Source organism: Scytonema hofmannii PCC 7110, from assembly GCF_000346485.2.
Classification (GTDB): Bacteria; Cyanobacteriota; Cyanobacteriia; order Cyanobacteriales; family Nostocaceae; genus Scytonema; species Scytonema hofmannii.
In genome coordinates this window covers 4,279,934-4,295,921 of record NZ_KQ976354.1, presented here as the reverse complement: position 1 = coordinate 4,295,921, position 15,988 = coordinate 4,279,934, and the positions used below count along the sequence as shown (strand labels likewise).

General features: G+C 43.8%; 7 protein-coding genes. 4 read left to right on the top strand and 3 right to left on the bottom strand.

The features are described from left to right. Positions 1-14: 14 nt before the first annotated feature. The gene (locus WA1_RS17615; protein WP_017746250.1) at positions 15-6,656 is read right to left on the bottom strand and encodes a HAMP domain-containing protein; all 6,642 of its coding nucleotides are present in this window, start codon (positions 6,654-6,656) and stop codon (positions 15-17) included. Positions 6,657-7,451: 795 nt separating this feature from the next. Here WA1_RS17615 and WA1_RS17610 point away from each other — a divergent pair. Further along, on the top strand, positions 7,452-9,821 hold the full coding sequence (locus WA1_RS17610) for a response regulator (protein ID WP_017746249.1): 2,370 nt from the start codon (positions 7,452-7,454) through the stop codon (positions 9,819-9,821). Between the two features lie 713 nt (positions 9,822-10,534). Here the strand turns inward: WA1_RS17610 and WA1_RS17605 are convergent. After that, entirely contained in the window at positions 10,535-11,539 is a 1,005-nt protein-coding gene (locus WA1_RS17605) for a GGDEF domain-containing response regulator (RefSeq protein ID WP_017746248.1), read from the bottom strand. Positions 11,540-12,002: 463 nt separating this feature from the next. Between WA1_RS17605 and WA1_RS17595 the strand changes: the two genes are divergently transcribed. After that, on the top strand, positions 12,003-12,977 hold the full coding sequence (locus WA1_RS17595; RefSeq protein WP_017746246.1) for a protochlorophyllide reductase: 975 nt from the start codon (positions 12,003-12,005) through the stop codon (positions 12,975-12,977). A 73-nt stretch (positions 12,978-13,050) separates the two neighbouring features. Here WA1_RS17595 and WA1_RS17590 read toward each other — a convergent pair whose 3' ends face one another. Further along, complete coding sequence (locus tag WA1_RS17590; protein WP_017746245.1) at positions 13,051-13,497, bottom strand: hypothetical protein; 447 nt, start codon at positions 13,495-13,497, stop codon at positions 13,051-13,053. Positions 13,498-13,808: 311 nt separating this feature from the next. Here WA1_RS17590 and cruF point away from each other — a divergent pair, with 311 nt between their 5' ends. Next, positions 13,809-14,723, top strand: a complete 915-nt coding sequence (cruF, locus tag WA1_RS17585) for a gamma-carotene 1'-hydroxylase CruF (protein WP_017746244.1) — start codon at positions 13,809-13,811, stop codon at positions 14,721-14,723. A gap of 27 nt (positions 14,724-14,750) precedes the next feature. Next, positions 14,751-15,935: a 2'-O-glycosyltransferase CruG gene (gene cruG / locus WA1_RS17580; RefSeq protein WP_051077089.1), complete on the top strand. Its 1,185-nt coding sequence runs from the start codon at positions 14,751-14,753 to the stop codon at positions 15,933-15,935. Positions 15,936-15,988: the final 53 nt, after the last annotated feature.

The following is a 15,988-nucleotide window of genomic DNA, read 5'->3' as shown; positions in this document are numbered from 1 at the left end:
GAAGCAAGAGAGTGCTATGGCACATGAGATGAATTATATTCATCCAATAAGACGCGCATGAGCGAGAGTAATTGCTGAATGTCCACTGGTTTTGTAATGTAGTCAGATGCGCCAGATGCAAGACACTTTTCGCGATCCCCTGGCATGGCTTTCGCTGTCAGTGCAATGATTGGTAAAGATTGAAACTGATTAAAAGAGCGAATTGTGCGTATTGTTTCATATCCGTCCATCTCTGGCATCATCACATCCATTAAAACAATATCAATTTCTGGTGTGTTTTGGATGAGGGTAATTCCTTCCTTACCGTTTTCTGCAAACAGGACTTGGACGTGATATGTTTCTAACGTATTGGTGAGGGCAAAAACATTACGTACATCATCATCCACGATGAGTACTTTCTTGCCAGCCAGTTCGGGACAAATTTGATAGCATGCCTCTAACATATGGCGCTTGGATTTAGAGAGATTTGTTTGGGCTAAATGCAAGAAGAGAGTTGTTCTCTCAAAAAGACGCATCAAAATCTGTTCGTCTTTCATCAAGATCGTTGCTTCTAAAGATTTCATGATGCTCTCTTCTTTTGGCGTCAAATCCCGCTCGCTGTAGATAATAATTGGCAAAAATACCAAGCCTGGAGCTAGATAACCTCTCATCTGCCGATCTAGTTCCTCAAGGAGTTCAAAATTGCTGGTATCTGGCAATGCCCAATTAATAACAAGACAATCACATCGCTTTTTGAGTAGTGTTTGCAGTGCTGCTGCTAAAGAATGGACTACCTCGACAACGGTATCATCATTATTGAGTAGCTCGACAATTTTGCGAGCTTCCATATCGTCCACCAGGGCTAGCAAGGTTTTTTTCTTGCGCTCAATAAAATCTTTGATACTATCCAATGTTTGAGCGAGTTGCTCGTTAGTAACAGGCTTTTGTAAATATGATAGCGCTCCTTGTTTTAAACCGCGTTGGTATTCTTCACCAGCAACTGTCATGATATGTACGGGAATGTGCCGTGTTTTCAGTTCGTGCTTTAGACGGTCAAGAATTACCCAGCCATTTGTAACTGGCAAACAAATGTCTAAGAGAATTGCATCTGGTACGTATTCTTGTGCCAATTGCCAACCTATTTCACCTTGCAAGGCAACGATCCCCTTAAAACCTTTCTCTCGTGCCATATCTAAGAGGATATGAGCAAATTTAATATCATCATCCACAATGAGAAGCACGCGATCGCCCGCCTTAATATTGCCTCGGTCATCAATCAAAACTGAGGTTTGGAGGGGACAAACGACTTCAGGAATAATAGATTTTATGACAGAAGATGACGTGGAAGTTGTTGGTTCTATCTGAGAGTTTTGAGTTGTGGGAGTAAGTTTTTGGTTGAAGTTTGGTTTGGAGACAATCCCTGTTTGGAAGTGAGAAGGTTGAATTTGAGAATGTTGTTTGGGAGGTTGTTCTTCTGTTTTTTTCACAACAGGGTTTTGGGATGGCGAGGGAGTTGCGATTTTTTCCGTGACACTTGACTCTTGATTCAAGGCGTTATTCAGCAACCTTTTTCTCAAGTTATTTGATATTGAAGGTCTAAATATGGGAGCAGACGAGACACTCGTACTGTAGCGATCGCCTCCTAAATAAGTTTGCGGTATGTGAAGTGTAAAAGTGCTACCCTCACCCAACTGACTGACGAGAGTAATTTCTCCACCTAACAGACTCGCGATTTCTCGACTAATGGACAAGCCCAAACCAGTCCCACCATATTTGCGGCTGGTTGTTCCATCTGCTTGCTGAAACGCTTCAAAAATCACTTTCTGCTTGTCTGGAGCAATACCAATCCCTGTATCGCTGACAACAAAAGCCAACACCAGATCGGCATTATTCAAAGACTCCAAGCTATTATTCCACCCAGAAATAGCCGGTTCCACCCAGAAACAGACTTCTCCTTGTTGTGTAAACTTAAAAGCATTAGAAAGGAGATTTTTGAGGATTTGTTGTAAGCGTTTGACATCAGTATAGATGGCACGAGGTAAAGAAGGAGAAAATTCGATACTAAAAGCTAATCCTTTATCTGTAGCAATTTGGTGGAAAGTGCGTTCGAGATAATTGTGCAAGTCGGCGAACAGCATCTGGTCGATTTGAATTGCCATCGTACCAGACTCGATTTTTGCCAAATCAAGGATGTCATTAATTAACGCTAGCAATTCATTTCCTGCTGAATAAATTGTTTCAGCATATTCAATTTGTTTTTCATTCAAATTACCATTAGCATTTTGAGTCAGCAATCTGGCTAAAAGCAGCAAGCTGTTTAGCGGTGTTCGCAACTCATGGGACATATTCGCTAAAAATTCAGATTTATACTTGGAAGTCAGTGCGAGTTGCGAAGCTTTTTCTTCAATAGATTGTCTTGCTTGTTCAATCTCAGCATTTTTGTATTCCACTTCGCTGTTTTGCAGTGCTAACAAGCGGGCTTTTTCTTCTAGTTCTTCATTATTTCCCTTCAACTGTTCCTGCTGCTGCTTTAACAGTTCTTCAGACGCTTGTAGGGATTTCGCTTGTTGTTCCAATCGCTGGTTAGTTTCTCTCAGTTCGTTTTGCTGACTCTGCAGTTCTTCTGCTAAAGATTGCGACTGCTTGAGCAACTCCTCAGTCCGCATGCTAGCTGCGATCGTATTCAAGACGATGGCAATACTTTCTGTCAGTTGGTCTAAGAAAGTTAAATGAATCTCACTAAAGCGTCGGAAGGAAGCGAGTTCAATCACCGCCGTTACCTGTCCTTCAAAAAGTACGGGTAAGACAACAACATTCAACGGAGTCGCTTCTCCAAGCCCAGAGTTAATCTTGACATAGTTATCCGGTACATCAATCAGCAGAATCCGTTGTTTTTCTATTGCACATTGTCCCACCAACCCTTCACCCAAGCGGAACTGGTGTGACAAATGCTTGCGTTCCTGGTAAGCAAAAGTACTGAGCAATTTCAACAACGGCATATGCTGTTCTACTATATCCATCAGATAGAATACGCCGTGAGCAGCTCCCACCAATGGAGCGAGTTCTGAGAGAATCAGTCGGGAAACTGTCTCCAAGTCTCGCTGTCCCTGAAGCATGCGGGTAAACTTGGCTAAATTAGTTTTCAACCAGTCTTGTTCGGTGTTTTTCTGCGTCGTTTCCCGCAAATTAGAAATCATTTGGTTGATGTTGTCCTTCAGGATTGCTACCTCACCTTGTGCTTCCACAGCAATTGAACGAGTTAGATCCCCTTTCGTCACAGCAATAGCCACTTCAGCGATCGCACGTAACTGAGTTGTGAGAGTAGCAGCCAGTTCGTTTACGTTATCTGTCAAATCTCTCCACGTACCCGCAGCCCCCGGTACTTTTGCCTGACCTCCCAATTTCCCTTCAATCCCGACTTCTCGCGCTACTGTGGTAACCTGGTCGGCAAAGGTTGCAAGGGTATCAATCATTTCGTTAATGGTGTCAGCAAGGGTTTCAATCTCCCCTTTTGCCTCTAACATCAACTTGCGTTTCAAGTCACCATTCGCAACAGCTGTCACAATTTTGGCAATTCCCCGCACTTGTGCTGTTAAGTTACCAGCCATTGAGTTCACAGACTCGGTCAAATCTTTCCAAGTACCCGCGACCCCTGCAACTTGCGCCTGACCGCCGAGTTTCCCTTCACTACCCACTTCACGGGCTACCCGTGTCACCTCTGATGCAAAAGAAGAAAGCTGATCCACCATTGTATTGATGGTGTCTTTCAAATCCAAAATCTCACCTTTGACATCCACGGTAATCTTCTTCGAGAGGTCACCATTTGCCACCGCCTTCGTCACTTCTGCAATGTTCCGGACTTGTGCTGTCAGGTTCCCCGCCATCAAGTTGACGTTATCGGTCAAATCCTTCCAAGTTCCTGCTACACCTCTGACATAAGCTTGGACACCCAGTTTACCTTCCGTTCCCACTTCACGAGCAACCCTTGTCACTTCTGATGCAAAGGAGTTTAACTGGTCCACCATCGTATTGATCGTGTTTTTCAGTTCCAAAATCTCACCTTTCACATCTACGGTAATCTTCTTGGAGAGGTCACCATTGGCAACTGCCGTTGTCACATCCGCAATATTACGGACTTGGGATGTTAAACTTCCTGCCATGGAATTCACAGAATCGGTCAAATCCTTCCAAGTTCCCGCTACACCTTGGACTTGGGCTTGCACGCCGAGTTTCCCCTCAGTTCCTACTTCACGGGCTACCCTTGTTACCTCTGATGCAAAGGAGTTCAGCTGATCCACCATTGTGTTGACGGTGTTTTTCAACTCCAAAATTTCGCCCTTAACATCCACAGTAATTTTCTTCGAGAGGTCGCCATTCGCTACAGCTGTTGTGACTGCAGCAATATTTCGTACCTGTGCTGTTAAACTTCCCGCCATGAAATTCACGCTGTCGGTCAAGTCCTTCCAGGTTCCCGCTACACCCCGCACATCTGCTTGGACACCAAGTTTGCCTTCCGAACCCACTTCCCGCGCCACCCGCGTCACCTCTGATGCAAAGGAGGAAAGTTGATCCACCATGATGTTCATGGTGTTTTTTAACTCCAAAATTTCCCCTTTCACATCAACCGTGATTTTTTTCGACAAGTCTCCATTGGCAATGGCTGTAGCAACTTCCGCAATGTTTCTTACCTGGGCTGTCAGATTACCAGCCATTGAATTCACCGAATCTGTTAAATCCTTCCACGTCCCTGCAACACCCGGAACTAAAGCTTGTACGCCGAGTTTCCCTTCCGTTCCCACCTCTCGCGCCACCCTAGTGACTTCAGAAGCAAAGGAGTTCAGCTGATCCACCATTGTATTGATGGTGTTTTTTAACTCCAAAATTTCGCCTTTCACATCCACCGTGATTTTCTTGGAGAGGTCGCCATTGGCTACAGCCGTTGTCACTTCCGCAATGTTACGGACTTGCGCTGTTAAACTTCCTGCCATGAAGTTTACTGAATCTGTCAAATCTTTCCAAGTTCCGGCAACACCTCGCACATCTGCTTGACCCCCCAGTTTCCCTTCAGAACCGACTTCACGGGCTACCCGCGTCACCTCAGAGGCAAAAGAAGATAACTGATCCACCATGATGTTCATGGTGTTTTTTAGTTCTAAGATTTCCCCTTTTACCTGAACGGTAATTTTCTTCGAGAGGTCACCATTTGCGATCGCCGTTGCCACTTCCGCAATATTACGTACCTGACCCGTTAAATTCCCTGCCATGGAATTAACACTATCCGTCAAATCCTTCCACGTCCCTGCAACACCAGGAACTTCTGCTTGTACGCCCAGTTTCCCTTCAGACCCCACTTCTCTTGCCACCCGCGTTACCTCAGAGGCAAAAGAAGACAACTGATCCACCATGATATTCATGGTGTTTTTTAGTTCTAAGATTTCCCCTTTGACATCAACAGTAATCTTTTTCGACAGGTCGCCATTTGCGATCGCAGTTGCCACTTCCGCAATATTACGTACCTGACCTGTTAAATTCCCCGCCATTGAGTTCACGCTATCCGTCAAATCCTTCCAAGTTCCGGCAACTCCCCGCACCTCAGCTTGTACGCCTAGCTTCCCTTCGGAACCCACTTCACGAGCAACCCGCGTCACCTCAGAGGCAAAAGACGAGAGTTGATCCACCATTGTATTGATAGTGTTTTTTAGCTCTAAAATTTCACCCTTGACATCCACAGTAATTTGTTTTGAGAGGTCACCATTGGCGATCGCAGTAGAAACCTCAGCAATATTACGGACTTGCGCCGTCAAATTTCCTGCCATTGAGTTTACGCTGTCAGTCAAATCCTTCCAAGTACCGGCAACCCCCCGCACCTCAGCTTGTACGCCCAACTTCCCTTCAGAACCCACTTCACGGGCTACCCGCGTCACCTCTGATGCAAAGGAATTGAGCTGATCCACCATTACGTTCACAGTGTCTTTTAGCTCTAAAATTTCCCCTTTCACATCAACAGTAATTTTCTTAGAAAGGTCACCGTTTGCCACAGCTTTCGTCACTTCTGCAATATTGCGAACTTGTGCAGTCAGGTTACCCGCCATCAAGTTGACGTTATCCGTTAAATCTTTCCAAGTTCCAGCAACCCCCTTAACTTCTGCTTGTCCGCCAAGTTTGCCCTCCGTTCCCACCTCCCTAGCAACTCGAATGACTTCAGAAGCAAAGGAATTCAGTTGCGCCACCATGGTGTTAACTATTTGACCTGTTTGCAGGAATTCTCCCTTGAGAGGGCTGCCATCAATTTCCAGCGCTATAGTTTGGGAAAGGTCACCGTTAGCAACCGCCCGAATCACGCGAGACGTTTCCGCCATAGGTTGGACTAAGTCTGACATGAGTGTATTTACGTACTCAACACAGGCTGTCCACGCACCACCAGCACCACCTAAGGAAGCTCGTTGGGAGAGTTTTCCTTCTTTGCCAACGACTGTACTAATCCGCTCAAATTCCCTAACCGTCTTTTGCAGTAGATCGATAATGTCATTCAAAGTATCAGCTGCTTTTCCTGCTAAACCCGTTTTGTCGATAGGCATTCGCACGGAAAAGTCACCCTTTTTCACTGCTGTTAGGACTTTTATGAGTTCTCTAATATTTAGATCGTCTGTAGAATCGGTTAATTGTGCGGTTGCCATACTTTTTGTGATTTTGGATTTTGGATTGTGGATTTTGGATTGGGAGTTACAAGTTTTGCACTGTTTCAAGTCGGGTAAATTATGCTATCTATCTCTACTAGGCAAAAATCTTCAATATTCATTAGTTAGATCGGGGTTTTTACTGATATTTGTAAACATGAAAAAATTTATGTACGTAAATATAAGTAATGTGACTTGTACTCAATTGCAGATAAATGTATCGTGCATGAGTCAAGATGTTAGATGTACAAGACGCACTAAGGCACATCTGTATATTTAGAGAATTTCATTATCACGCTATCCCCTAGTTGTGAATATTTTGTGAATAGGTTGAGGAGTTTACAAAAAGTAAATATTATCAGTCTAAGTAGGTCAGCAAGAAAAAAGGTAACTATATAACGAAGTGTAAAATCTCGCTAATTCTGTTCGTAGTTGCGATGCATGCGAAGACAGCGCAACTACAAACCAGGGTGTTCCCCATGAAAAATCAGGGTTTACCACAAGTGACGGCAAGAACTTGATTTGGTAGAACAATAGTTGTTTGTTAATTCTAAAACACAACTTTATGGGAAGTTTATAAAAGATTTATGTATATATCTCAGTATAAAAATGTGGGCTTAGGTCAGAACCCTGACTTCTTTAAGAAATCGGGGATCTAGCTCCCTTAAAGATAAAAGTTCAGAATATGTTAAAACAGATAAATTCGAGACTTACCAAAAGTTTCTTCTTTTCCTGTAAATGATAATTATTTATTTTAAAAATTCCACTCAACACTACTAAGGATAGATAGCCGTTGTGAAAATTTTGCTTGTAGAAGATGATGCGGCTGCCGCCCAAATATTAAAAGAAACGCTGGAAAGTAAGCAATATTCAGTTGATTGTGCTGCTGATGGTGAAACTGCTTGGGAATTAGCAGAAGCATTTGCGTATAACTTAATTTTATTGGATGTGGTGCTACCCAAACTTGATGGCATTACGTTTTGTCAAAAACTACGAGCAAAGGGCGATCGCACACCAATTCTACTATTAACAGCCCAAGATAGCAGTACTCTTCAGGTTGCGGGGTTAGATGCTGGGGCAGATGATTACTTGATGAAGCCCTACCAACTTGATGAATTGTTGGCTCGGATACGGGCGGCGGTTCGTCGGGGAGATTCAACCTCTTTGGCTGCTCTACATTGGGGAAAACTGTGCTTGGAGCCTAATGACTGCAACGTAACATATGATGGGCAACGATTGCATCTGACACCGAAAGAGTACGCTTTATTACAACTTTTTTTAACTAACAAGCAGCGAGTCTTTAGCCAAAATGCCCTTCTCGACCATTTGTGGTCATTTGAAGATGCTCCTTCTACAAATGCCATTAGAGCGCACATTAAGAGTTTACGGCAAAAACTCAAGCAAGCAGGAGCCGTTGATTTGATTGAGACAGTTCACGGGATGGGCTATCGTTTGACGAGCAATATGAAAACGCAGCAACCGCAGGAGAGTCAGAAAACAGCCAACACTGCACTCAACGAAGTCAGTTCCCATTCTATCGAGTCAAGATTAAAAGCTATATGGGAAAAGCATCAGGAAAAGTACTGCTTGCGTGTTAAAACTATCGAGCAGGCTGTTGCAGCTTTAAAAACAGACACTCTCAGTGAAGTATCGCAACAAGCCGCCCTGCGGGAAGCACACACTTTAGCGGGATCGTTAGGTAGTTTTGGCTTTACAGAAGCGACGCATATATGCCGTGAAATTGAACAAACATTGAAAACTTTGGAAACACCAACGCAGGCTGAGGTGAAGCATCTTTCTCGACTGGTTCAAAAGTTGTGGCAAGAATTAAGCCAATCACCAGTCGATATTCAACCTAAGGATAACCTATACTCTAGCCCGAATCTAGCGATCGCAAACCAACCAGTACACCTCTTAATTGTCGATGATGATGAGGGACTCGCCTCAGCTTTGACCTCAGAAGCCAAGATTCGGGGAATACAAACAGAGACAGCAACGACTTTAGCCCATGCTAGAGAAATTTTAGCCCACACTCAACCAGACATTATTTTGTTAGATCTGAGTTTTTCTAATTGTTCAGAAAATGGGTTTGAACTGTTAGTAGAACTTTCTGCTGTCAAATCGCCTGTACCCGTGCTGGTGTTTACAGCAAGTGAGAGTTTTAGCGATCGAGTTCAAGCGGCAAAACTAGGAGGAAGAGGTTTTCTGCAAAAACCCGTGTCACCCTCAGAAGTCATGGATGCAGTCATGCAAGTGTTGCAACAATCGAACACTCCAGAAGCAAAGCTGCTGATTGTAGACGACGATCCTCAAATTCTTGACTTTTTACGAACACTACTGTCACCTTGGGGATTTCAATTAGCGCTGCTAGACGATCCTCAAGAATTTTGGCATACATTAGAACAGTTTGCTCCCGATTTGCTAATTTTAGATTGGGAAATGCCAAATTTTAGCGGCATAGATCTATGCCAAGTTGTACGCGCCGATCCTCGTTGGAGTCAGCTACCCATACTGTTTTTGTCTGCACATAATGATGCAGACACATTACAACGAGTTTTTACATCCGGTGCTGATGACTACGTAAACAAACCAATTATCGAATCAGAATTAATTGCCCGTATACTAAATCGACTAGAGCGAAGCAAAATTTTACAAAGTTTAGCAGATATAGATACGCTCACGGGTCTTACCAATCGTCGTAAATCTGTGCAAGATTTTAATCACCTACTACGGTTGGCAAACCGCCAAAAACAATCTTTGTGTTTTATACTTTTAGACTTAGACCACTTTAAATCTATCAACGATTGTTACGGACACGATACAGGAGATAAAGTCCTGAAGCAGTTGGCAGAATTACTAAAGCGCTGTTTTCGCGATGAAGATACCGTAGCTCGTTGGGGTGGAGAGGAGTTTGCTATTGGTTTGTATGGTATCAACCAACAACAGTGTATTGCTCGAATGACAAGATTCCTAGACACTTTTCGTCAGCATGAGTTTACTGATACTAAAGAGCGAAAGTTTCAGGTCACCTTTAGTGCGGGTATTGCTGAGTACCCTTGTGATGGTACTAACTTGGAAGAACTTTATCAAGTTGCTGATACTCAGTTGTACAAGGCAAAGGTAGCAGGACGAAATCAAATTTTATCTTCACAATTGGTTAGTTAGTGGCGTAGCACAGGCGTCTCGCCTGTCTTAGAGGATGCTTGTATAGTCTCAATTAATACAGCCTTGGCGATGTTCGTAATCGCGGCTATACAAGCGAAACCCACCTACGTGGGTTTCAAAACCTGAATTTCTTGTTAGTCCGTACAGGCGGACGAGCGTTTGTATCGTCGCGAAATTGATACAGCCTTGGCGATGTTCGTAATCGCGGCTATACAAGCGAAACCCACCTACGTGGGTTTCAAAACCTGAATTTCTCGTTAGTCCGCGCAGGCGGACGAGCGTTTGTATCGTCGCGAAATTGATACAGCCTTGGCGATGTTCGTAATCGCGGCTATACAAGCGAAACCCACCTACGTGGGTTTCAAAACCTGAATTTCTCGTTAGTCCGCGCAGGCGGACGAGCGTTTGTATCGTCGCGAAATTTCTACTAGTTCTAGCGATGTTCGTAATCGCGACTATACAAGCGAAACCCACCTACGTGGGTTTCAAAACCTGAATTTCTCGTTAGTCCGCGCAGGCGGACGAGCGTTTGTATCGTCGCGAATTATATTCGCCCAAAACTTTTAAAACTTAGCAATACTGCAAGGGATTACAATAATTGAGGTGTCAGAACCCCGGTTTCTTTAAGAAATCGGGGTTCTAATTTCCTAAATGAGATCGCTCTCCATCGTACCATATCGAAGGTCTAAATATGTTTCCTGCAATAAGTTCGATCATTTAGCAGAAGAATGTTGATTGTTTGAAAAATAATGGGAACGTTTGATGACTAAAAATTGCTGATTATAATGTCTAAAGCAGTTTCGTCCATCTGCTTTCGCCTGATAGAGTGACTTATCAGCCATAGCAATCAGTTCTTCATAACTGGAGTGGGCGCTGGGAATTTCTGTAGAAACTCCGGCACTAATGGTAACACAATCGCTCACTTTTGAATTGATATGGGGAATATTTAATGTTCGGATAGCAGAACAAATTGTTGCCGCAACACAAGCAGAACCAGCAGCACTTGTATTAGGTAGTATGACAGCAAATTCTTCCCCCCCATAACGGGCGACTAGATCGGTAGAACGCTTTGCTTCATTTCTAATAGCTTGAGCAACTTTGTAAAGGCACTTATCGCCTGTTTGATGACCGTAAGTATCATTATAGAACTTGAAAAAATCAATATCGCACAGAATGAGAGATATGGGTAACCGTTCTCGCATCATACTCCGCCACACCAGTTTCAAATGCTCTTCAAAGTGACGACGATTAGCGACTTGTGTTAATTCGTCAGTAGTCGCAGATCGTTGCAATTCTTGGTTAGCCATTTCTAGCTTTTGATGAAGCTGAGATTGCTCGAGGGCTTTTTTCACCCGTTGGCGCAAAACAGCCCAATGAATAGGTTTGTTGACATAATCAGTAGCACCTGCTTCAAAAGCACGGTCAACTGACGCTTGATCTTCAAGCCCTGTAATCATTAAAATAGGAACGTGCTGCCAATGAGGAATTGTTCGTAACTGAGAACAACACTCAAAACCGTCAATTCCAGTCATCATGGCATCAAGAAGCACCGCATCAGGACGCAGAGTTTGACAGAGTGCGATCGCATCTTCTCCATTTTTGGCTTCGGTTACCCAATACCCTTCTTTTTCCAAGCACAATCGAAGTTGCGTCCGAATAAAAGAATCATCATCAACGATAAGAATAAGAAATGGGTCTTTTAAAGAATTTGTTCTCATTGTGTTACCTTTTGTGTTTTTATAATGACTGTCAATAGCTGAATTTACGTTACCCTTTTTTCACTTTTTTTAATAAGTAAGAAAGTATAAATTGAGGGATTTTAGATAGATAGTTCATTATCATAACCTGAAAAACTATAAAAATAATGAGTTTGTAGTTGTGCTTTAGCGCTAAAGCGCAACTACGAGCCAAATACAGAGATAAACCATAATCTATGTCATGAAAGCTTAGTCTAAATTTTTGAAGAAATTTTGAAGTTTTGTTATGTAGTAACATTTTTAAATATAGCTATCCTATTTGATTTTGTCAGAAATCATTTATGATTCCTATTTACAATCTTTCCTTCTGCCCTCTGTCTTTCTTCGGTAAAGAATCATTACATTCGTTCATAAATGATACTCACTTCGCGTCACCATAAATTTATGTGAAATCATGGAGATCGTTTAAAGAAGTCGGAAGAAAATGGAACAACATCGGAAGTCAACGGTCATAATTACGGGTGCCTCCTCCGGAATCGGTTTGCAAGCTGCAAAAGTTCTTTCCCAATCCGGGCAATGGCATGTGGTGATGGCTTGCCGGGATTGCTCCAAGGCGGAAAAAGCTGCCCAATCTGTAGGTATGTCTCAAGATAGCTATGCGATCGCGCATTTGGATTTAGCCTCTTTAGAAAGTGTTCGGCAGTTTGTGAAGAACTTTCGGAACACGGGGAGGTCTTTAGATGCATTGGTATGCAACGCGGCAATATATATGCCTTTGTTAAAGGAACCAAAGCGAAGCCCAGAAGGTTATGAATTGAGCGTTGCGACAAATCACCTGGGGCATTTCCTCTTGTGTAACCTTTTCTTAGAAGATTTAAAAAATTCTCCAGTTTCGGAACCAAGGTTGGTGATTTTGGGAACTGTAACACACAATCCCAAAGAGTTGGGAGGAAAGATTCCCCCACGTCCGGACTTAGGGGATCTCAAGGGTTTTGCAGAGGGATTTAAAGAGCCAATTTCAATGATTGACGGTAAAAAGTTTAACTCTGTCAAGGCTTACAAAGACAGCAAGGTTTGCAACATCTTGACCATGAGAGAATTGCATCGGCGCTATCATAAGTCACACGGCATCACCTTCAGTTCTCTCTATCCTGGATGCGTTGCAACATCAGCGCTGTTCCGAGACCACTATCCCTTATTTCAGAAACTTTTCCCAGTTTTCCAGAAGAATATCACTGGCGGTTTTGTATCTGAAGAGGAAGCTGGTAAGAGGGTTGCGGAAGTAGTAACCTCCCCTGCATACAACCAATCGGGCGCTTATTGGAGTTGGGGAAATCGACAAAAGAAAGATGGCAAGTCCTTTGTTCAAGAGGTTTCTTCGGAAGCAAGCGATGAAGACAAAGCGCAGCGCTTGTGGGAACTGAGTGAAAAGTTGGTTGGATTGGGCGTAAAGGTTTAACGGGACTCAGGACTTGCGAGATCCCCGACTTCGCCTGAGTTGTCGGGGATCTCGACCAACTTAGCCCCTAGCCCTAATGTAAGTGTACGGTTGACACCAACAATCTTTGAGCGATCGCACCCAAGCCCAAACCTATGAGAGATATAGTAGATAAAATCCAAAAGGTTTGTCTCCGACTGAAACTAGATGTTTGAAAGTCTATTCTTGCCAAGATAGAAGCAGCAAAAATCACCAAAGTATCTAAAAATACCCGAAACCAGGCAACCATGACAAAGAATAAGAGAGATGCCAAAACGGTCATGGTAAAAGACCTGAGATTGGACTTGAATAGAACAAAGGAGTAGCCCGCAACTCTATTTAAGGGACTGGTTAAACCTCCCACAAGAAGAAGAGAAGCTGTAACAGCAAGCAGCCATACAAGCAAGGGTGCTTTTGCTTTGGAGATCAACCAGCCATAGGTGGCATAGGTTAGCAACAGAAGAGAGAGGGAAACCCAAGGAAGTCTTTTCAAAAATGACATGGGTTAGATTTTTAGCGCGAGCATTCTCTCAAAATAACCGATCGCATCGGTAACGAAGGGTTAGGGATGTCATTGTGGTCATTTGGCTGATATCCCACCACCGATTTGGGGGACTTACGCCGATTCAGTTAAACTATAGGTTTATCGTCATAATTTATTCTTCCTTCAATCAATAGGAGATTATGCTCTCTAAAAGAAAGCAAAGCAAGGTTACCCAGAAGTGCTATATAAAGTATTAAATATTTTATTAAACATTTGTAAACTATTAGCAGAATGCGTAGCTGCACATCACATCTTGTAAGGGAATTATCATGAAACAACTGGTTATCACTGAGCGTATATGCCTGATCGGTCATATTTTAGCGAAAGTTTTTGGATTGATTGGTATTCTACTAGTCATACCTCATGCTGAAGTTATTCTGAACTTGGGAGGGGGAGTTGGACAGACAGCTATGCAGTTAAGTATGGCTGATGGTGGTGTGGTAGACATTATTTTTGGGACAATAGCTGTCTCAATTTTTGCCTCACGAGTCCTGGGATGGCGCACTTGGCTGTTATTTATGGTTCCATCTCTCCTGATATCAGTAGGGAGTGAATTATTGGGAACCAGTACAGGGTTTCCTTTTGGATACTATAGTTACCTAAGCGGATTGGGATATAAAATTGCGGGGCTTGTGCCGTTTACAATTCCTTTATCTTGGTTCTATGTGGGTTTGTCAGCCTACCTTCTCGCTCGTACAGGTTTGAAAGTAGCCGAAAAACCCTCTTTAGGTCGTCAAATTGCTGCAGTACTTCTTGGGGCTTTACTGTTTACCAGTTGGGATTTTGCCTTGGAACCTGCTATGAGCCAAACCGCCTTTCCTTTCTGGTATTGGGAACAACCAGGCGCGTTCTTTGGGACACCTTATCAAAACTATGCTGGTTGGTTCGGCACAAGTGCCTTGTTTATGAGTGTAGCGGCGCTGTTGTGGAGAAACACACCCGTTAAATTAGAGCGATCACAACTCACTGTGCCAATTATTGTATACTTGAGCAACTTTATCTTTGCTGCCGGACTCAGTTTGGGTGCTGGGTATTTTATACCAGTTTCCTTGGGATTTGGACTTGGGGTTGCTCCTGCTGTTGTACTTTGGTTGTCTGCAACTGCGATTCACAATCTCACAGTTACATCTCCCACAGCCACGGCTGAAGTTTCAACAGCAAATGTTAAGGTTGCTGTCAAGTAAATTTTACAAACTGTGATTGATACTGGGATGATAGCGAATGCTATCTCACTTTTTTTGTTGGTCATCCAACTACCAGCGACAGCCATATTGCTGTCGCGCCTCCTTAGAGGACCAAGCCGTCAACCCCCAATTACACCCCAAAATCCCACGCCGGAAATTTTGGGGTGTGTGAGCATCGTAATTCCCACATTAAACGAAGTCAGTCGTATTAGTCCTCTACTAACTGGCTTAAGTCGGCAAAGTTATGAAGTTCGGGAAACGATTGTTGTCGATAGCAGATCGAGTGATGGCACTCCCGACTTAGTAAAAGCAGCACAGCAAAAAGACCCCCGCTTTCGCCTCATGACAGACGATCCCCTCCCCCCCGGTTGGGTGGGGCGTCCCTGGGCGCTACACAACGGATTTTTGCAAAGCTCAGAAGCAAGTGAGTGGTTTCTTGGTATGGATGCTGATACTCAGCCCTCACCTGGTTTAGTGGCTTCCTTAGTCAAGACAGCAGACTCTCAAGGATATGACTTGGTTTCTCTATCGCCTCAGTTTATTCTTAAGTACCCAGGGGAGTGTTGGCTGCAACCAGCGCTCTTGATGACTCTGCTTTATAGATTTAACCCAGCTGGCGTTAACTCAGAACAACCAGAACGCGTGATGGCAAATGGGCAATGCTTTTTATGCCGTCGCTCTGTTTTAGCTGCTGTGGGAGGCTATACCAGTGCAGGTCATTCATTTTGCGATGATGTCACTTTGGCAAGGAATATAGCCGCCTCTGGATACAAGGTAGGTTTTTTGGATGGAGCAAAGGTTTTAAAGGTTCGGATGTATGAGGGAGCACTAGAAACGTGGAAAGAGTGGGGGCGAAGCCTCGATCTTAAAGATGCTTCCTCTCGCGCTCAACTTTGGGGAGATTTATGGCTACTCACCTCAGTCCAAGCTCTACCCCTGATGGTCTTACTCACTTACCTTATCCTTTTCTCCTTCTCCCCCCCTCTCCCCCTCTCCCCCTCCCCCTCTCCCCTCCTCCTAGGACTCAATCTCTTCCTACTGGTGATTCGCTTTGCACTGCTTTTTGCGATCGCACCTTCCTATGACCGAGCACAAGCAAAAGGCGGTTGGTTATTTTGGCTTTCCCCCTTTGCCGATCCAATAGCAGTGCTGCGAATCTTTTTATCTGCACTTCGCACCCCCAGAGAATGGAGGGGAAGGAAGTATGGGTAGGGAGTGGTGAGTGGTGAGTGGTGAGTGGTGAAAATTCCAAATTTCCCTACTCC

Excerpts from the sequence above, each read along its gene's own strand:
- WA1_RS17615 (WP_017746250.1), bottom strand. The coding sequence starts at position 6,656 with ATGGCAACCGCACAATTAACCGATTCTACAGACGATCTAAATATTAGA.
- WA1_RS17605 (WP_017746248.1), bottom strand. The coding sequence starts at position 11,539 with ATGAGAACAAATTCTTTAAAAGACCCATTTCTTATTCTTATCGTTGAT.
- WA1_RS17595 (WP_017746246.1), top strand. The coding sequence starts at position 12,003 with ATGGAACAACATCGGAAGTCAACGGTCATAATTACGGGTGCCTCCTCC.
- WA1_RS17590 (WP_017746245.1), bottom strand. The coding sequence starts at position 13,497 with ATGTCATTTTTGAAAAGACTTCCTTGGGTTTCCCTCTCTCTTCTGTTG.
- cruF (WP_017746244.1), top strand. The coding sequence starts at position 13,809 with ATGAAACAACTGGTTATCACTGAGCGTATATGCCTGATCGGTCATATT.
- cruG (WP_051077089.1), top strand. The coding sequence starts at position 14,751 with ATGATAGCGAATGCTATCTCACTTTTTTTGTTGGTCATCCAACTACCA.